Raw genomic sequence first — 17,591 nt, 5'->3', positions numbered from 1 at the left:
ACTTCGGGGGACGGAAGTGCCTCCACGTTAGGCAGACCTAACAAGTGCTTGCAATCTCAACATCCAGCCTCGCCGACATTGACAGCATCACGACAGCTTCGCCTCCGTGATCGTCCGCAGCGCCGCCTTCCGGTCCGGCCCCGCCGCCGACGCCTTCTCCAGCCGCAGCCGGGCCGACCGCCCGCGCAGGGTCAGTGTCATCAGCTGGTTGCCGAACCAGGGGCCGCCGTCCCGGCGCCAGCGCACCGCCGACCGGGACAGGCGCCCGTGCCGGGCGAACACCCGGCCCAGCGCCCGGGCCGGTGCGCTCCAGCCGAAGCGGAAGCCGAGGCGGATGGAGAGCGGCACGGAGTTGTGCACCGGCGAACAGGTCAGCTGGACCACCCGGGCCGAGGGACCGTCCCCCGGCCTGGTCCAGGACGGCTCGGCGATGTACGCGTGGTGCACGTCTCCCGACAGCACGCACACCGTCGCCGGCGCCCCGGGCCCCGAACCCGCCTCCGCTATCACCGCCGCCAGCGCGTCGAAGGAGGACGGGAAGGCGGCCCAGTGCTCCAGGTCGGCCGCGCGCCGCACCTTCTCCCCGAGCCGCGCCCAGCGCGCGCCCCGCTCGCCCCGGCACAGCGCCGCGTTCCACCCCTCCACGTCGTGCACCAGGTGCGGGAGCAGCCAGGGCAGCGAGGTACCGAGGAGGAGGTGGTCGTAGGAGCCCCGGTCGTCCAGGGCCTGGGCGCGCAGCCACGCGGCCTCCCCGGCGTCGAGCATGGAACGCCGCTGCTCGTCGAGGACCCGGGCCGCGCGGCTGTCCACCATCAGCAGCCGTACCCGGCCGAAGTCGCGCCGGTAGCTCCAGCGGACGGAGGCCGCGTCGGCGTCGGCCCCGGCGGCGAAGGCGCGCAGCGCGTCGGTGCCGTCGGCGCCCTCGCGTACGGCGGCGTAGACGGGGTCGGCGGCCAGTTCGGCCGGGGACAGGTTCCCGAGGTGCTGGTGGACCCAGTACGACATCAGGCCGCTCAGCAGCCGCTCACGCCACCAGGGGGTGGCCCGCATGTCGGTGAGCCAGGCGGCGGAGGTGTTCCAGTCGTCGATGACGTCGTGGTCGTCGAAGATCATGCAGCTGGGCACGGTGGACAGCAGCCAGCGCACCTCCGGGTCGAGCCAGGACTCGTAGTAGAGGTGGGTGTACTCCTCGTAGTCCGCGACCTCGGCGCCGGGCGGCTCGGAGAGGTCGCGGCGGCCGGCGAGCCAGCGGCGGGTGGCGTCGGAGACCTCGTCGGCGTACACCTGGTCACCCAGGAGCAGCAGGACGTCGGGCCGCTCGCCCTCGGGGTCGGCCGCGATCCGGGCGGAGAGCGTGTCCAGGGCGTCCGGGCCCACCGGGTCCGGCTCCCCGGCGGCCGGCGCGGCCCAGCGGCAGGAACCGAAGGCGACCCGTACCGTCTCCTCGTCCTTCGCGGGCGTGCGGATCAGGGAGGGCGGGAACGGGGAGTCCGGCAGCGGCCACACGCGCGTGCCGTCGAGGAACACCTCGTACGGCGTCGCCGCGCCCGGGGTCAGGCCGCTCACCTCGACGAGGGCGTAGTGGTGGCCCGCCACCTGGAAGGTGCGGGCCGTGCCGCCGGCGCCGTCGGCGCAGCGCACCTCGGCCTCGCACGGGCCGCCCGCCTCGACCCACACGGTCGCGGACGGGCCGTCGGCATACCTCAGCAGCGGTCCCAGGCGCAGATCGCCCATGGTGTCAGTCCCCTCTCCGTCGCCCCGTACGGGCCGTACGGTACGGAACGACGGAGGCCGGCGGGGTGGTTCCGGGGGCAGACGGCGGGGCGTCGGCCCCCGGTCGCCCGGTCAGCGGTGATCAGCGGGCGGTCAGTGGGCGGTCGGCAGGTGCTGACCGGGGGTGCTCAGCAGCCGGCGAGGCCGCTGGTCAGCGCCGACTTCTCGGCGGAGTCGACCGAGAGGCCGTAGTAGTACTTCACCTGCACCCAGGCGCGCAGGTAGGTGCAGTGGTAGGCGGTCCGGGAGGGCATCCAGGTGGCCGGGTCCTGGTCGCCCTTGGCCTGGTTGACGTTGTCGGTGACCGCGATGAGCTGGGGGCGGGTCAGGTCGTTGGCGAACGCCTGGCGCCGGGAGGTGGTCCAGCCGCTCGCGCCGGAGTCCCAGGCCTCGGCCAGCGGCACGAGGTGGTCGATGTCGACGTCGGAGGCGGCGGTCCAGGTGGCGCCGTCGTAGACGGAGTACCAGGAACCGCTGGTGGACGCGCAGGCGGAGTCGGTGACGACGTTGGAGCCGTCGCGCTTGAGGACGGTCTCGCGGGTGTTGCAGGTGCCGGACTGCGTGATCCAGTGCGGGAAGAGGTCGCGGTCGTAGCCGGTGCGGTTCTCGGTGGCCACGGTGAGGGAGGCCAGGTAGGTGCGGGCGGTGGAGGCGCTGACCGGGGTGGGGAGGGCGGCGGAGGCGTTCGGGCCGTTGAACAGCGCGACGGAGGCCATGACTCCGGTGAGCGCCGCGAGTATGCTCAGCCGTCGACGCGCGTAGAACTTCGACATGCGAACTCCCTTGAGTGGTGGGGGTGGTGAGCGCGAGCGAGGGAATGCTCGCGGCGCCGTGTTGCGGGGGGATGAGCGCCCGGTGAGAAGTTAATGACGCGTGCATGACAAGACAAGGGTTGGAACCGGCCTTCCGCGCCAGGGCCCCGGCGTCCTGATGCCACGCACTCCGGGGCGTCCCGTCGCGTACCATGGACGGCGCAGAAGGGGAGTAGCTCTTCGCCGGACCGTCGACATACTGCTCAGCACGCCTGAGCCGGCGCCCGGAGGCGGTACCCGCAGGGGACCCGCCAGCGAGACCTTCGGCAAGCAGTGCACGCCCGTGCCCCGTGGTCCGGGTGACGATGTGCTGCCGTGCCGAGGTGTCTTGCGCCCGCAGGATCAGCACTCTCGGTGGGGCGGCCCCGACCGATTGAGGACCTTTTGATCAGCTTCACCGTGACGGCGCTCGTCTTCGGCGTCGTCTTCCTCGCCGAACTGCCGGACAAGACCGCGCTCGCCGGCCTCGTCCTCGGCACCCGCTACCGCGCCTCCTACGTCTTCGCCGGCGTCGCCGCCGCGTTCCTGGTGCACGTCGCGCTCGCCGTCGCGGCGGGCAGTGTGCTGACCCTGCTGCCGCAGCAGATCGTGCACGCGATCACCGGTGTGCTGTTCCTGGGCGGCGCGGCCGTGCTGCTCTTCAAGAAGGACGAGGACGAGGAAGAGGTCCGCAAGCCGGAGAACCAGTCCTTCTGGAAGGTCGCCGGGGCGGGCTTCATGCTCATCCTGGTCGCCGAGTTCGGCGACCTCACGCAGATCATGACGGCCAACCTCGCCGCCCGTTACGACGACCCGGTCTCCGTCGGCCTGGGTGCGGTGCTGGCCCTGTGGGCGGTGGCCGGGCTCGGCATCGTCGGCGGGAAGGCGCTGATGAAGCGGGTCCCGCTGAAGCTGATCACGCAGATCGCGGCGCTGCTGATGCTGGGCCTCGGCGTGTGGAGCCTGTGGGAGGCGGTGGCGGGCTGACCTGCGGCCGCCGGCTGCCCCACCTGCGCCCGGCCCCTCCTTGGACCCTCTTCGGGTCCTCCCTGGGCCCTCCCTGGCCCCCTCCCCGGCCCCTTCCCGGCCCCTCCGCGCCCTGAACGGCGGATGAACGATGTCCGCTGCCGCTGGCGCGACCCCCGGCACGTTTTGTACCGTGGTGGAACAAAGTGGCTCCCGCCCGTTCTCCCTGACCGGCGGGCGGGGCCGCCTTGTGTACCTCCCCACGCCCTGGAGTCTGCCGATGACGGCCACCACCGTGCTCACCGCCCGCGCCCTGCTGCTGGACATGGACGGCACCCTCGTCAACTCCGACGCCTCCGTCGAGCGCGTCTGGCGGCGCTGGGCCGACCGCAACGGACTCGACGGCGACGAGGTCATGAAGGTCGTCCACGGCCGCCAGGGCTACGCCTCGATGGCACTGCTGCTGCCCGACCGGCCCATGGAGCAGAACCACGCCGACAACGCGCGCATGCTGGCCGAGGAGACCGCCGACACCGACGGCGTCGTCCCGATCCCGGGGGCGCCGGAGTTCCTCGCCGCCCTGCGCGGCCTGCCGCACGCCCTCGTCACCTCCGCCGACGTGGCACTCTCCACCGCCCGCATGGGCGCCGCCGGGCTGGCCCTGCCCGACGTACGCGTCACCGCCGAGTCGGTCGGCGCCAGCAAGCCCGACCCCGAGGGCTTCCTCAAGGGCGCCGCCGAACTGGGCACGGCCCCCGCCGACTGCGTCGCCTTCGAGGACTCCGGCGCCGGCATCACCGCCGCGCGCGCCGCCGGCATGCGGGTCGTCGGCGTGGGCCCCCGGGCGGCCCTGCACGGACCCGACGCGCTGGTCCGCGACCTGACCGAGGTCCGGGTGGAGGCCGCGGCGGGCGGCACCGTCCGCCTGCACATCGGCTGACGCCCGCCGCGCCTGCATGTTGGCTGACGCCCGCCGCGCCTGCATGTTGGCTGACGCCCGCCGCGCCTGCATGTTGGCTGACGCCCGCCGCGCCTGCATGTTGGCTGACGCCCGCCGCGCCTGCATGTTGGCTGACGCCCGCCGCGCCTGCACATCGGCTGGCACCCGCCGAGGAGCCCCCCGCGGCGTCCCCCGTGGCGTCCCGCGCACGCCTTACGGCTACGGCTCCTGAGTCTCCCGCTCCAGCTGCTCCCGGGTCTTCGGCCCGTACGTGCCCGTCTCCTCGGAGTTGATGCCACGGGTCCACTGGAAGCGGCTGACGGCCTCCTCGACCTGGCGGTCGTAGCTGCCGTCGATGTCGTTCATGTAGAGGTGTATCTGGCGCAGCCGCAGCTGGAGCTCGGTGACCTCCGGGCCGTCGTCGCCGAGCCGCAGCACCGTGGCCTCCCCGTCCTCCGTGTCGTCCTCCTCCGGCTGCGGCTCGGTCGCCGGGGCGCTGGTCTGCGACGAGGTCGCCGACCGGCTCGGCTCGGTGGTGCGCGACGCCGAGGGCGAGGCGTCCGACGCCGACGGGGAGGCGGAGGAGGACGGGCTCGCGTCCTCGTCGCCGGACGCGGAGGAGGACGGGGACGCCGACGTGGGCTCGGACGACGCGGAGGCGTCGGCGGTGGCCTCCTGGGCCGAGGCCGGGTCGGTCGACTGGTCCGGCACACCGACCCGCACCTCGTCCGCCGAGGCCCCGTTCCGTGTCGGTGACTCGTAGGAGAACAGGCCGCTCGCGTACCCGGCGGTGCCCAGGACCACGACGGCGACCACCGCGGCGCCGACCATCGCGGCCCGCCGGGGGCGGCGGCGTTCAGCGGGGTCCGTGGACGCGCGGGTGCGCGGTCCGGCGGGCTCGCCGCCCGCCGGTTCGAACATTCGCAGGTCGGTGGCGTTGGGCGCGTGCGCCGGGGGCGCCAGGGGGGTGGGGAGTACGGAGGTCACCGCCGCCGTGTCCGCGGTCCCCTGCGCCGGGGCGGCGCCGGGGGCGCGCAGCAGCATGGTGGTCTCGGCGGCGTCCGGCAGGGCCTCCTGCCCGGTGCCGGTGCCGGTGCCGGTGCCGGTGTCGGTGCGGGTGCCGGTGTCGGCGGCCCGCCCGGTCGGACCGGCACCCCCTGCCGGACCGCCCGCTTCCGCAGCGGCTCCGCCGGGACCCTCCGGCCCCTCGGCCGCCGCCCCCGCACCGCCCGTCCCCGCGTCCGTCTGTGCGTCCGTCCCCGCCCCGGTCCCCCCAGCGGTCTCCGTCTCCTCCAGCGCGACGTACGGCCGTATCCGCAGCGGATTGAAGTCCTCCGCGGCGGCCGCCTCGGCCGTACGGGCCTCCAGCAGGGCGTCGGCCGCGCGCGGGCCGCACTCGCAGGAGGGCGTGTTGTCCGCCTGCCGGGGCGCCCCGCACTCGGGGCAGGCCGGGCCCGCGGCCTCCGGGGCGCCCGGCCTCTCCGTCCCCGCAGGCACCTGCTCATGTTCCTGAACCGGGGGCTGCCCGGCCCCCTGCTGCCCCGCCCCGGCGGGCCCCACGGGCTTCTCCGGCCCCTCCGGCTGTCCCACGCGTCAGTCCCCTCCCCTTACGGCGCTCGCGTCCCCTCGCGAACTCCAGTGATTATGCAGATCTCAACCACCGTCGCACGCACGTGCCCCTCCGCGCCGCACGAACCGCCGCACGAACCACAGCCCCCACCGCCCGGCACCGACCGACGGAATACCGGCATTCCGCACGACTGAACAGGCCATAACCGGTCACACCGAACAGGGCGGAAGGTGTGACCAAGTTTTCAGGAGGCCGCCATGACCGGGGACACCGGCAGCGCACAGGGCGTGGCCCGCACCACCCCCCACGAGCAGGTCCCGAGCCGTGTCCTGGTCTCCATCGGGGCGCTGCTCCTCGGCATGCTGCTGGCCGCCCTCGACCAGACCATCGTCTCGACGGCGCTGCCCACCATCGTCAGCGACCTCGGCGGCATGGAGCACCTGTCGTGGGTCGTGACGGCGTACCTGCTGGCCGCGACCGCCGCGACGCCGCTGTGGGGCAAGCTGGGTGACCAGTACGGGCGCAAGCGGCTGTTCCAGACGGCGATCGTCCTCTTCCTGGCCGGTTCGGCGCTGTGCGGGGTCGCGCAGAGCATGGGCGAGCTGATCGCCTTCCGGGCGGTGCAGGGACTGGGCGGCGGCGGGCTGATGGTGCTGTCGATGGCGATCGTCGGCGACCTGGTGCCACCCCGGGAACGGGGCCGCTACCAGGGCCTGTTCGGCGCGGTGTTCGGCGCCACCAGTGTGCTCGGCCCGCTGCTGGGCGGCGTCTTCACCGAGCATCTCAGCTGGCGCTGGGTCTTCTACATCAACCTGCCCGTCGGTGTGATCGCCCTCGCCGTGATCGCGACCGTCCTGCACATCCCGCGCCGCGCCGACCGCCACGCCATCGACTACCTCGGCACCTTCCTCATCGCCGCCGTCGCCACCTGCCTGGTCCTGGTCGCCTCCCTCGGCGGGACCACCTGGCCCTGGGCGTCGCCGCGGATCATCGGCCTGGCGGTGCTGGGCGTGGTGCTGGCCGCGGCGTTCGTGGCCGCCGAACGCCGGGCCGCCGAACCGGTCCTGCCCCTCCGCCTCTTCCGCGTCCGCACCTTCGTGCTGTCGGCCGTGATCAGCCTGGTCGTCGGCTTTGCGCTGTTCGGCGCGATGACGTACCTGCCGACCTTCCTCCAGGTCGTGCAGGGCGTCAGCCCGACCATGTCCGGGGTGCACATGCTGCCGATGGTGATCGGCCTGCTGCTGGCGTCCACCGTCTCCGGCCAGATCGTCAGCCGCACCGGCCGCTGGAAGGTGTTCCCGATCGCCGGCACCGGCGTCACCGCCCTCGGCCTGCTCCTCCTCCACCAACTGGACGAGAACAGCCCCACCGCCGAGATGAGCGCCTTCTTCTTCGTCTTCGGAGCGGGCCTGGGCCTGGTGATGCAGATCCTCGTCCTCATCGTCCAGAACGCCGTCCCGTACGAGGATCTGGGCGTCGCCACCTCCGGCGCCACCTTCTTCCGCTCGATCGGCGCGGCCTTCGGCGTGTCCGTCTTCGGCACCGTCTTCGCGAGCCGCCTCGGCACCCACCTCACGGACGCCTTCCGCGGCGACCGGCTCCCGCCCGGCGTCTCGGCCGACACCCTGAAGTCCGACCCGCGCGGCATCGCCGCCCTGCCCGCACCGCTGCGCCCGGACGCCGTGCACGCCTACGCCGTCTCCATCACCGACGTCTTCCTCTACGCCGCCCCGGTCGCCCTCCTCGGCTTCGTCCTCGCCTGGTTCCTGAGGGAGGACCGGCTGCGCGGCTCGGTCACCGCTCCCGACGGCGCGCAGACCTTCGCCACCAACCCGGTCCAGCGCTCCTCCCACGACGAGGTGTGCCGCGCCCTGTCGGTCCTGGGCACCCGGGAGGGCCGCCGCACGGCCTACCGGAAGATCACCACCCGCGCCGGGTACGACCTGCTGCCCGCGACGAGCTGGCTGCTGCTGCGCATCCGGCGGTACGGCTGTGTGGAGCCGGGCCGGCTCGCGGAGGGCAGCGCCGTACCGCTGAACGTCGTCCTGGAGGCCGCCCGGCAGGCCGAGGTACGGCACCTCGCCGTCCGCCGGGGCCTGGGCCTGGTCCTGACCGACCACGGCCGCGAGGCGGCCGAACGGCTCGCGCACGCCCGCGAGGAGTCGCTGGCCGAACTCCTCGGCGACTGGTGGGGCCCCGACCGCCCGAGGGACCTGGTCCGCCTGGTCGAGGAGCTGAACGACGAGCTGTGCGGCGCGGAACGGGAGCGCCCGCACGACGACGAACGCGTCCTCACCCGGTCGGGCTGACCCCTTCCACACGCCCGGCCCGCCCGGCCCGGCCGCCGAGCGGCTTGGCGAACCAGTGCTCCGCGTACGGGCTGTCGTTGTACGCCTCCGTCTCCCGGTAACCGAGCCGCGCGTACAGCGCACGGGCCTCGACCAGGTCCCCGCGCGTGTCCAGCACCATCCGCCCCGCCCCGAACCCCCGGGCCGCCTCCTCCGCCGCCCCCACCAGCGCCGCGGCCCCGCCCCGCCCGCGCAGCCCCCGCGCCACGTACACCCGCGTCAGCTCGGCCGTCCCGGCGTCCAGCAGCCGCACGCCCGCCGTCCCGGCCGGTTCCCCGCCCCACCGGCCGACCAGCAACACCCCCCGGGGCGGCGCGAGTTCGGCGCCGCTCTCCCGGGCGATCTCCCGCTCCAGCTCCTCCGCGCCGGTCCGCCGCCCCTCGCGCAGCAGGTACCAGCGGTCGCTGACCTCCGTGTAGTACGCCCGCCAGAGCGCGGTCGCGGCGGGGGAGTCGTACGGCTCCGGGGCGATGGTCCACGTCATGCCCGGCATGGTCGGCGGGCGCCCGCCCGGCGCGCAACCGAATTCGCCCGCCCGCCCCCAGGGCTCCGGCCGCCACCGTTTGACGGGTCCTCAGGGGGTACCCGAACCGCGAACCGGCCCGTACGGAAAGCCGGTTGGGCCGAGAACCTGGAAGGCATCCATGTCCACAGGCGTGATCATCGCTCTGATCGTGTTGGTGGCGGCCGTACTGATCGTCGCGGCCGTCCTGACCCTGCGCGCCCGGGGCTCCCGGCACGGCGGGAGCCTGAAGCGGCGCTTCGGGCCCGAGTACGACCGGACCGTCGCCCGGCACGACGGCGACACGAAGGCGGCCGAACGCGAACTGGCCGAGCGTGTGGAACGGCACGGCTCGCTGCGCGCCAAGCCCCTGGAGCCGGCCGAACGGGACCGGTTCGAGGCGCGCTGGACGGCCGCGCAGGAGCGGTTCGTCGACTCCCCCCGCGAGGCGGTCGCCGAGGCCGACCGGCTGCTCTCCGAACTGGCCGGCGCCCGGGGCTTCCCGGACGGCGGCCGGTACGAGGAACAGCTCGCTGCGCTGTCCGTGCACCACGCCCACCACGTCGACGGCTACCGGCGCGTGCACCACGCGGCCAACGGCGGCCAGGCGGACGACGGCACCGGTACCGGCACCGAGCGGCTGCGGGAGGCCATGGTCGAGGCCCGCGCCCTGTTCGAGCGGCTGATCCGCACCGACCACGGCGACCACCGCGCCACCCGCACACCGGCCCGCGAGCACCACCAGCCCTGGGCCGCCCTGAACCGCCGTCACCCGAAGGAGAGTTGAGCCACATGTCCGATGTGACCCGGCCGACCGGCGGCGCCCCCGCCGAGCACGGCCAGCACCCGACCGGGACCCCTGGCCGGCACCCGACCGAGACCCCCGGCCAGGCTCCGGGCACCGGCCCGGCGCTCGACCCCGACGCCCCGCCCGGTGCCCCCGCGGACCACACGGCCGGCGCCCGCGCCGAGGCCGCCCCGCGCCTGCGCACCGAAGGCACCCGACCCGCCACCGGAACCCCCGCCACCGGAACCCCTGGTCCCGGCACTCCCCTCCTCCCGCACGAGGAGTGCGACAAGCTGGAGCAGCGGCTGCACCACGCGGTCTCCGGCTTCGTCGACGCCCCGCGGGCCGCGGTGGAGGAGGCCGACCGCGTCCTGGAGGAGATCACCTCCCGCTTCACCGACGCGGTGACGCGCCGCCGCCGCACCCTGCGCGCGTCCTGGCAGTCCGCCGACACCGAACGGCAGGCCACGGCCGCCGACACCGAACAGCTCCGCCTGGCCCTGCGGGACTACCGCGAGCTGTCGGAGAACCTCATGCGCCTGTAGGACGACAAGACACGACAGGACGGCAGGACACGACAGGACGGCAGGACACGACAGGACGGCAGGACGCCTACAGCCGCTCCGCCCGGCCCTCCCGCCACCGCCGTACGACCTCTTCGACGTCGTAGGGCTTCAGCCCCAGCGGGGGGCCGGGCGGCGGCTTGAGCAGCATCTCCCGGATCTTCCCGTTCAGCTCCTCGACCGTCCGGCGCACGGCCCGCTCCGACGGAGCCTCCGCCACCGCCGCCAGCACGTCCTCCGCCTCCTTGCGCAGCGCCAGCACCGGCGGCAGCACGGACACGCCCTCGCGGGCCAGCTTCCGTTTGATCCACCACAGTTCGTCGTACGCGGCACCGTCATCGCCAGGCAGCGGTTGCCCCGCGCCCTTCAGCCCGTCGAACGCGCCCCGTTCCTGCGCCTCACGAATCTGCTTGTCGACCCAGCTTTCGAAGTCGACGCCGGGTGGCTTCCGCTCGGTCATGCTCCCCATTGTGCCGGACACCACACCCCGGGCGACTTAGCCTGGAGACCGATCGCGACCGGACGTCATCAGGAGGAGCGCACGTGCTCGAACTCACCATGGCCGCCGTCTCCGCGGCGGACGCGGGTGCCACGGCCGGCATGCGGATGGCGGACGCGCCCAGCGAGCCGGGCACGGTACTGCGGGTGGGCCGGGACGCGTCGGTGTGCCGGCTGGCGACGCCGGAGGACTGGCTGTTCGTCTCCCGGGTCCACCTGGAGTTCCTGTGCGGACCCGACGGCACCTGGCAGCTCACCTGGCTGCGCGGCTCCCAGCCCGACCCGTCCGCCGAGGTCGGCCTGACGGTGGACGGGCACACCCGGCCCGTCGCCTACGGCGGTACGGTCTCGTTGCCCAGGGGCGGCACCGGCGAGATCGTCGTCCAGGACCGCACCGAGCCGCGCAGCGTGAACGTGGGCTTCTACCACGAGGTCTGAACCGGACCGTCAGCCCACCACACGGGCCAGCGCGAAGCCGTCCCACCCCTTGCTGCCGACGGTCTGCAGCGCCGTGCCGTCGAGCCTCGGGTGGGCGCCGATCAGCTCGATCGCCGCGCGGGTGCCGAGGACGTCGGCGTCGGCGCTGTTCGCGTCCGCGACCCGGCCGCCCCGGACCACGTTGTCCACGACGATCAGACTCCCGGTCCGGGTCAGCCGCAGCGCCCACTCCAGGTAGCGGGCGTTGTTGGCCTTGTCGGCGTCGATGAAGACCAGGTCGAAGGGGGGCGGGTTCTCGTCGGCGAGCTCGGGCAGCGACTCCAGCGCGGCCCCGACCCGCACCTCGACGACCCCCTCCAGCCCCGCGCGGGCGATGTTGCGGACGGCGGTCTCGGCGTGCCTGGCGCTGTACTCCAGGCTGATCAGACGGCCGTCGGCGGGCAGGGCGCGGGCCAGCCAGATGGTGCTGTAGCCGCCGAGGGTGCCGATCTCCAGGATGCGGCGGGCGCCCTGGATCAGCGCGAGGAGCTGGAGCAGCTTGCCCTGGGGCGCGGTGACGTTCGCCTGCGGCAGCCGGGCGGACGCGCTGTCCCGCAGGGCGGCGTCGAGGGCGTCGTCGTTCCGGGCGAGGTGGGTGGTGAAGTAGTCGTCCACGTCGTCCCATGTGTGGGCGTTGCTCATTCGTCCCTCCAGTTACCTGACCAGGTGTGCTGACGGAGCGTAGCGGCATGGTGGTCGCCGTGTCAGGAGACGGGCGCGTGGTGGCTGACGCGGGGTGGGTGGCGCGACCCGGCGCTGACAGGGTGCCGCCGCGCCCGCCCTCCCTCACTCTCGGCTTCGCTCGACGAGCGGGGGGACCCCCATCGTCCCTGGGCGTACCTCCCAGGCGGTTCAGGCACTGTTCAGGCACTGGGGCGAAGGCACGATCGCCCGCGGTGACGCGGCCTGCGCCGCCCGCGCGAGTGAGCGGCACTGACCCCGTGAGTGAGCGGGTGCCGCATCCCGCGCGAGTGAGCCGGTTCCCCGGTGCCGCGCGGGCGGGATGGGGCCGTACCCGCACTCGCGTACGGCGGGAAGGGGACGGGGTGGGGGGGTGTCCGCCCGCAGCGGTCGGCGCGTCGACACGCTGCACCCCCGTCAGTGACCGATTCTGCGCCGTTCCGAGGACGGACACCCCCACCCCGGCCCCGACCACGCACCGCACCGCACCGTGGGCGCTACGCGCACCCCCACCGGACCCGCACAGGCGCCGCAGGCATCGTCACCGCTCCACGGACGGCCCGGACCCCGGCAGCGGACGCCCCGCCGACTCCGTCATGAACCACACCGCCACGCCACCGATCACGGCCGCGGCCATCATGTAGTACGCGGGCATCATCAGGTTGCCGGTCGCCCCGATCAGGGCCGTCACCACCAGCGGCGTCGTCCCGCCGAACAGGGACACCGACACGTTGAACCCGATCGACAGCGACCCGTACCGCACCCGCGTCGGGAACAGCGCCGGCAGGGCGGACGGCATCGCGGCCGTGAAGCACACCAGCAGCAGCCCCAGCGCGGCCATGCCCAGGCCGACCGCCAGCAGGCTGCCCTCGCGGATCAGCAGCAGCGCCGGTACCGACAGCACCAGGAACCCGACGCACCCCGCCGCGATCACCGGCCGCCGCCCGACCCGGTCGGTCAGCGCCCCCGCGAACGGCTGGACGATCATCATCAGGGCCATCACCGCGAGCACGACCAGCAGACCGTGCGTCTCGTCGTACTTCAGCTCGCTCGTCAGGTAGCTCGGCATGTACGACAGCAGCATGTAGTCGGTGACGTTGAAGACCAGCACCAGCCCGACACACAGCAGCAGCGCCTTCCACTGCCCGGTGATCATGTCCCGCAGCGGCACCTTCACCCGCGCCGTCTCCGACTTCTCGACCTCCGCCGCGAACGCCGGCGTCTCCTCCAGCCGCATCCGCAGGTACAGGCCGATGATGCCCATCGGGCCCGCGATCAGGAACGGGACGCGCCAGCCCCAGGACGTCAGGTCACCGTCGGACAGCAGCGCGGTCATCAGGGTCACCAGACCGGCCCCGCCGATGTATCCCGCCAGCGTCCCGAACTCCAGCCAGCTCCCCAGGAACCCGCGCCGCTTGTCCGGCGCGTACTCCGCGATGAACGTCGACGCCCCCGCGTACTCACCGCCGGTCGAGAACCCCTGCACCAGCCGGGCCGCCAGCAACAGCACCGGCGCCCACACGCCGATCGTCGCGTACGACGGGATCAGCCCGATCGCGAACGTCCCCGCCGCCATCAGGATCATCGTCAGCGCGAGGATCTTCTGCCGCCCGATCCGGTCGCCGAGCGGGCCGAAGACCATGCCGCCCAGCGGCCGGACCAGGAACGCCGCCGCGAACGCGCCGAACGTCGACAGCAACTGGGCCGTCGGATTCCCCGACGGGAAGAAGACCTTGCCCAGCGTGACCGCGATGTAGCTGTAGACGCCGAAGTCGAACCACTCCATCGCGTTGCCCAGCGCCGCCGCCTTCACGGCACGCCGGACGAGCGCGGGGTCGGTCACGGTCACACCGGGCGGCGGCGCCTGCGTGCGGGAGGGCGGAGGGGAGACAAGGGCAGCGGTGGCAGCCGACAAGACTTCGCTCGCCTACTTTCGACGGGGACAAGGACGCGACCCGCACGGCGGCGCTGTCGCCGGGCCGAAAAACGACCATAGGCGGCAATCCCCTGCTCACACCCCGTGCCGAATTCGTTGCACAGTGCATCAAAAGGGCGTCCACGCAGGGACGTCTTCCGGCCACGAACGGTTCCTGACCGGCCCCCGCTGTGATCCTTGTCGCTCTCCGGGGAGGCGCTCGAACCGCGACCGCACTATCGTCATCCGGACAAAAGGAGAGCGGCCGTCAGGTGAAGACGGGGTTGCCTGCGTCCCTCTCCGGGGGTGGTGCGAGCCTCATAAGGTTCGCAAAGGAACTCACACGCACGGGACGCGTGGGACGAGCGGGGCGGGAGGCCGACGAGGCGTGGCGAATGCGGAGCACAGCGGGCGAACGGTGGCGGCGGAGGCCTTCGGGGCGAGAGCCGTCGGAGCCGCCGGGGGACGCCTGCACCTGGCGCGAGCGGGACTGTGGCTGATCGCCGCCGTCCTCGCCGTACGGCAGCTCGCGGTGGTGCTCAGCACCCCGCGCGGCGAGCGGCTGACGGACCTGGAGACCTGGGTGGGACCGCAAGGGGTCCTGCACGTCGAAGGGTCCCTCTACGACTCGACCCGGTTCACCGGCACCCCCTTCGCCGGACTGGTCCTCAAACCGTTCACCCGCGCCGCCGAACAGGCCCTCGGCTGGGGCTGGACCTTCGGCACCCTGCTGCTGGTCGTGGCCCTCGGCCTGGTCGCCGCCCGCGCCCTGCCCCGCCCGGTCGGCCGCCGTACCGCGCTCCTCGCCGCCCCGGTCGCGGTCAGCCTGCTGATGATCTCGCTGCCGGTGCGCAACACCCTCTGGCTCGGCCAGACCAGCATCGTCCCGGTCCTGCTCGTCCTCCTCGGCTGCCTCGCCGTCCGCGGCGAACGCGCCGGCGGCCTGCTCATCGGCATCGCCGCCGCCTTCCAGCCGACCGTGCTGCTCTTCGTACCGCTGCTGTGGTTCACCGGCCGCCGCCGCGCCGCCGGCACCACCGCCGCCGCCTTCGCCGTCTGCACCGCGCTCGCCTGGGCCGCGATGGCCCAGGACTCGTACACCTACTGGGTGCACCACATGGCCGGCGTCGGCCTCGGCGGCGCCGCCGACGACCTCGCCAACCAGTCCCTGCACGGCGCCCTGCTGCGGCTCGGCCTGAACGGCCCGCTGGAGATCGCCCTCTTCGTCGTCCTCGGCGCCGCCGTCGCCGTCCTCGGCCTGCGCCGCGCCGTGCGCTACGCCCGCGACGGCCAGCTCCTCCTCGCGGTCGCGATCACCGGCTGCGCGGCCGTCGCCATCTCACCCACCACCTGGCAGCACCAGCTGCTCTGGGTGCTCCTCGCGGTCGTCGGCCGGGTCGGCAGACGCGCCTCCGACCGCTACGTCTGGCCGGTCGCCGTCGTCCTCGTCATGACGCTCCCGGCGAAGATGCTGCTGCCGAACATGGCGGCCCTGCACCCGGTCCGCGACAACGTCGTCCTGCTCGCCGCCCTCGCCGCCGCCACCGCCGTACCGTTCCTCTCCCGCACCTCCCCGTACTTCGACACCCCCGTCCCCACCGAGTACGCGGCCCCCGTCACCGCCCGCTTCCGGCGCATCCCGCTCCTCCCGTTCCTCCGCCGGGTCCTCACCCGCCCGAACCTGCTCCTGGAGCTCCTGCTCATCCGGGTCACCTACGCGGCCTACTCCAAGGTCCGCCTCGCGGCGACCGGGGGCACCATCTCGGGCGGCCGGGCCCGTGCCGAGGAGCACGGCCACCAGATCCACGGCATCGAACGCTTCCTGCACATCGACATCGAGCACGCCGTCAACCACGCCGTCGTCAGGATCGACTGGCTGCGGGACTTCTTCGACTTCTACTACACGTCGTTCCACTTCGTCGTCCCGCTGACCGTCCTCGGCGTCCTCTACTGGCGCCGCCCGGTCGACTACCGCTGGGCCCGCGCCTCCATCGGCTTCGCCACACTGCTCGCCCTGGTCGGCTTCTGGCTCTACCCGCTGGCACCGCCGCGCCTGATGCCGGACCTCGGCATCATCGACACGGTGAACGGCGTGCAGGACTTCACCAAGCCCGACTACGGCACGCTCACCGCCCTGACCAACCAGTACGCGGCGATGCCGTCGCTGCACTTCGGCTGGTCGCTGTGGTGCGGTCTGACGATCGCGATCATCGCGCCGAAGTGGTGGATGAAGGCGCTCGGCCTCCTCCACCCCCTGTTCACCGTCTCCGCCATCGTCGCGACCGGCAACCACTGGGTGCTGGACGCGGTGGGCGGCGCGGCGGTCGTGGCCGGCGGTTTCGGCCTGACGTACCTGTTCCAGGGGCCGCGGGCCCGTACAGTCAAGGCCGCGGCGACCGCCGACGGGGCCGGCGGCGGCCCTTCGCCCGCCCCCGCGAAGGAAGCGAAGGAGGCGAAGGAGGCGAAGGACCCTGCACCGAGCTGATCCGGTACGTACCTACTCCTAGCGCCACCAGTCGTCGAGCGGCGTGACCGGGACGGTCCGCTTGTGCCGGGTGGCGAGGTACACCGACTCGACCTTCGCCGCCACCTCGGGAGCGACCTCCTCGCCCTCCAGGTACGCGTCGATCTCGGCGTACGTCAGGCCGAGCGCCTCCTCGTCGGGCAGCGCGGGCCGGTCGTCCTCCAGGTCGGCCGTCGGCACCTTCTGCCAGGTGCTGGACGGCGCGCCCAGCTCCCGCAGCAGGGCGGCGCCCTGGCGCTTGGTGAGGCCGGTGAGCGGGGTGAGGTCGACGCCGCCGTCGCCGTACTTGGTGAAGAAGCCGGTCACCGCCTCGGCCGCGTGGTCGGTGCCGACGACGACCATGCCGAGCTGCCCGGCGATCGCGTACTGGATCACCATGCGCTCCCGCGCCTTGATGTTGCCGCGCACGAAGTCCCGCAGCCGGGACTCGCCCGTCAGCTCCGCCAGGCCGAGCGCCGACTCGTGGGCGACGGCGTCCGCGCCCGGCTTGACGTTCACCGTGACCGACCGGTCGGGCCGGATGAAGTCGAGCGCGATCCGGGCGTCGTCCTCGTCGGCCTGGACCCCGTACGGCAGCCGCACGGCGACGAAGGTGGCGTCGTGCCCCTCGGCGCGCAGCTCCTCGGCGGCGAGCTGGCACAGCCGCCCGGTCAGCGTGCTGTCCTGACCGCCGCTGATGCCGAGGACGAACCCCTTGGCCGGGGTCGACCGCAGGTAGTCCTTGAGGAAACCGACCCGCCGCCGGATCTCGTCGGCGGGGACGACGGACGGCTGGACGCCGAGTTCGGACACGATCTGCTTGCGTAGGTTCTGCATCAACGCACTGTATCCACCCGGGTCCGGCCGAAACGCAGGTCAGTGGCGGGCCGTCCAGCCGAGAAACGCGGTGAAGACGGCGGGGGGACAGGCGCGGGGCGGGTCCTTCGGCGACCTGTACGAAGTTGGGGTGATCGTAACGGAGCGAACAGTCCCTGACACTGTCCGGGTTGGCGGTCGGATGTCCGCTGCCGTACCTCTCCGTGTAGAGGACGGTCGGGTCGGTCGCGAAGCGAAAGGGGCGGAGTGGGCAATGGGCCGGTGAGTCCCGCATTTGGCCCGCGCACGGTCTCCAGGCCGCAGATCTCCTGAAGCAGCGCGGCCTCGCTCGTGACTCCGGCTGACCGGCGGCCGACGGGCACCTAGGGCCTGTCGTTTGGATCACGCCGCAGACGCGGGGTCTGGCACGCGCATCTGCGGCGTTGTCGTCACTCGCCGAC

The 17,591-nt window shown here is 73.3% G+C and carries 15 protein-coding genes; 7 read left to right on the top strand and 8 right to left on the bottom strand.

Annotation, left to right across the window (positions count from 1 at the left end; genetic code table 11):
• Positions 1–87: 87 nt before the first annotated feature.
• Positions 88–1,734, bottom strand: a complete 1,647-nt coding sequence (locus J7I94_RS29230; protein ID WP_215171810.1) for an alkaline phosphatase D family protein — start codon at positions 1,732–1,734, stop codon at positions 88–90.
• A 167-nt stretch (positions 1,735–1,901) separates the two neighbouring features.
• A complete protein-coding gene (locus tag J7I94_RS29225; RefSeq protein WP_215171808.1) occupies positions 1,902–2,546 on the bottom strand; it encodes an HNH endonuclease family protein in 645 nt (214 codons plus the stop codon).
• Between the two features lie 423 nt (positions 2,547–2,969).
• On the opposite strand from J7I94_RS29225, the gene J7I94_RS29220 reads away from it, so the two are divergent.
• Positions 2,970–3,551 carry a TMEM165/GDT1 family protein gene (locus J7I94_RS29220; RefSeq protein ID WP_215171806.1) on the top strand — a complete coding sequence of 194 codons (582 nt, stop codon included), beginning with the start codon at positions 2,970–2,972 and terminating at the stop codon, positions 3,549–3,551.
• A 259-nt stretch (positions 3,552–3,810) separates the two neighbouring features.
• Positions 3,811–4,470 (top strand): HAD family hydrolase, encoded by a 660-nt coding sequence (locus J7I94_RS29215; RefSeq protein WP_215171804.1) that lies wholly within the window; start codon positions 3,811–3,813, stop codon positions 4,468–4,470.
• A 219-nt stretch (positions 4,471–4,689) separates the two neighbouring features.
• Here J7I94_RS29215 and J7I94_RS39395 read toward each other — a convergent pair whose 3' ends face one another.
• Positions 4,690–5,967 carry a peptidoglycan-binding protein gene (locus J7I94_RS39395; protein WP_215171802.1) on the bottom strand — a complete coding sequence of 426 codons (1,278 nt, stop codon included), beginning with the start codon at positions 5,965–5,967 and terminating at the stop codon, positions 4,690–4,692.
• A 330-nt stretch (positions 5,968–6,297) separates the two neighbouring features.
• Between J7I94_RS39395 and J7I94_RS29205 the strand changes: the two genes are divergently transcribed.
• Entirely contained in the window at positions 6,298–8,349 is a 2,052-nt protein-coding gene (locus tag J7I94_RS29205) for an MFS transporter (protein WP_215171800.1), read from the top strand.
• Here the strand turns inward: J7I94_RS29205 and J7I94_RS29200 are convergent.
• The gene (locus tag J7I94_RS29200; RefSeq protein ID WP_215171798.1) at positions 8,333–8,872 is read right to left on the bottom strand and encodes a GNAT family N-acetyltransferase; all 540 of its coding nucleotides are present in this window, start codon (positions 8,870–8,872) and stop codon (positions 8,333–8,335) included. The two genes, J7I94_RS29205 and J7I94_RS29200, sit on opposite strands and share 17 nt — an antisense overlap.
• A gap of 160 nt (positions 8,873–9,032) precedes the next feature.
• Between J7I94_RS29200 and J7I94_RS29195 the strand changes: the two genes are divergently transcribed.
• Together J7I94_RS29195 and J7I94_RS29190 are read left to right on the top strand one after the other, a co-directional pair.
• Positions 9,033–9,677: a hypothetical protein gene (locus J7I94_RS29195; protein WP_215171796.1), complete on the top strand. Its 645-nt coding sequence runs from the start codon at positions 9,033–9,035 to the stop codon at positions 9,675–9,677.
• Positions 9,678–9,682: 5 nt separating this feature from the next.
• Positions 9,683–10,222 (top strand): hypothetical protein, encoded by a 540-nt coding sequence (locus J7I94_RS29190; protein WP_215171794.1) that lies wholly within the window; start codon positions 9,683–9,685, stop codon positions 10,220–10,222.
• Between the two features lie 67 nt (positions 10,223–10,289).
• Here J7I94_RS29190 and J7I94_RS29185 read toward each other — a convergent pair whose 3' ends face one another.
• On the bottom strand, positions 10,290–10,700 hold the full coding sequence (locus tag J7I94_RS29185) for a DUF1992 domain-containing protein (protein WP_215171792.1): 411 nt from the start codon (positions 10,698–10,700) through the stop codon (positions 10,290–10,292).
• Positions 10,701–10,783: 83 nt separating this feature from the next.
• Here J7I94_RS29185 and J7I94_RS29180 point away from each other — a divergent pair, with 83 nt between their 5' ends.
• Complete coding sequence (locus tag J7I94_RS29180; RefSeq protein WP_215171790.1) at positions 10,784–11,176, top strand: hypothetical protein; 393 nt, start codon at positions 10,784–10,786, stop codon at positions 11,174–11,176.
• Between the two features lie 9 nt (positions 11,177–11,185).
• Here J7I94_RS29180 and J7I94_RS29175 read toward each other — a convergent pair whose 3' ends face one another.
• Together J7I94_RS29175 and proP are read right to left on the bottom strand one after the other, a co-directional pair.
• Positions 11,186–11,857, bottom strand: a complete 672-nt coding sequence (locus tag J7I94_RS29175; RefSeq protein ID WP_215171788.1) for an O-methyltransferase — start codon at positions 11,855–11,857, stop codon at positions 11,186–11,188.
• A gap of 580 nt (positions 11,858–12,437) precedes the next feature.
• Entirely contained in the window at positions 12,438–13,811 is a 1,374-nt protein-coding gene (gene proP, locus J7I94_RS29170) for a glycine betaine/L-proline transporter ProP (protein WP_215171786.1), read from the bottom strand.
• Between the two features lie 388 nt (positions 13,812–14,199).
• Between proP and J7I94_RS29165 the strand changes: the two genes are divergently transcribed.
• A complete protein-coding gene (locus J7I94_RS29165) occupies positions 14,200–16,296 on the top strand; it encodes a bifunctional glycosyltransferase 87/phosphatase PAP2 family protein (RefSeq protein ID WP_215171784.1) in 2,097 nt (698 codons plus the stop codon).
• 18 nt (positions 16,297–16,314) lie between these two features.
• Here the strand turns inward: J7I94_RS29165 and nadE are convergent, their stop codons facing one another.
• Entirely contained in the window at positions 16,315–17,151 is an 837-nt protein-coding gene (gene nadE, locus J7I94_RS29160; protein ID WP_215171782.1) for an ammonia-dependent NAD(+) synthetase, read from the bottom strand.
• Positions 17,152–17,591 lie beyond the last annotated feature (440 nt).

The organism is Streptomyces sp. ISL-12 (assembly GCF_018614415.1).
Lineage (GTDB): Bacteria > Actinomycetota > Actinomycetes > Streptomycetales > Streptomycetaceae > Streptomyces.
The sequence above is the reverse complement of the archived record's forward strand: the minus strand, read 5'-3'. Positions and strand labels throughout refer to the sequence as shown.

Bases quoted from the DNA above. Each gene is read 5' to 3' on its own strand.
- J7I94_RS29230 (WP_215171810.1), bottom strand. From the start codon at position 1,734: ATGGGCGATCTGCGCCTGGGACCGCTGCTGAGGTATGCCGACGGCCCG.
- J7I94_RS29225 (WP_215171808.1), bottom strand. From the start codon at position 2,546: ATGTCGAAGTTCTACGCGCGTCGACGGCTGAGCATACTCGCGGCGCTC.
- J7I94_RS29215 (WP_215171804.1), top strand. From the start codon at position 3,811: ATGACGGCCACCACCGTGCTCACCGCCCGCGCCCTGCTGCTGGACATG.
- J7I94_RS29205 (WP_215171800.1), top strand. From the start codon at position 6,298: ATGACCGGGGACACCGGCAGCGCACAGGGCGTGGCCCGCACCACCCCC.
- J7I94_RS29200 (WP_215171798.1), bottom strand. From the start codon at position 8,872: ATGACGTGGACCATCGCCCCGGAGCCGTACGACTCCCCCGCCGCGACC.
- J7I94_RS29195 (WP_215171796.1), top strand. From the start codon at position 9,033: ATGTCCACAGGCGTGATCATCGCTCTGATCGTGTTGGTGGCGGCCGTA.
- J7I94_RS29190 (WP_215171794.1), top strand. From the start codon at position 9,683: ATGTCCGATGTGACCCGGCCGACCGGCGGCGCCCCCGCCGAGCACGGC.
- J7I94_RS29185 (WP_215171792.1), bottom strand. From the start codon at position 10,700: ATGACCGAGCGGAAGCCACCCGGCGTCGACTTCGAAAGCTGGGTCGAC.
- J7I94_RS29175 (WP_215171788.1), bottom strand. From the start codon at position 11,857: ATGAGCAACGCCCACACATGGGACGACGTGGACGACTACTTCACCACC.
- nadE (WP_215171782.1), bottom strand. From the start codon at position 17,151: ATGCAGAACCTACGCAAGCAGATCGTGTCCGAACTCGGCGTCCAGCCG.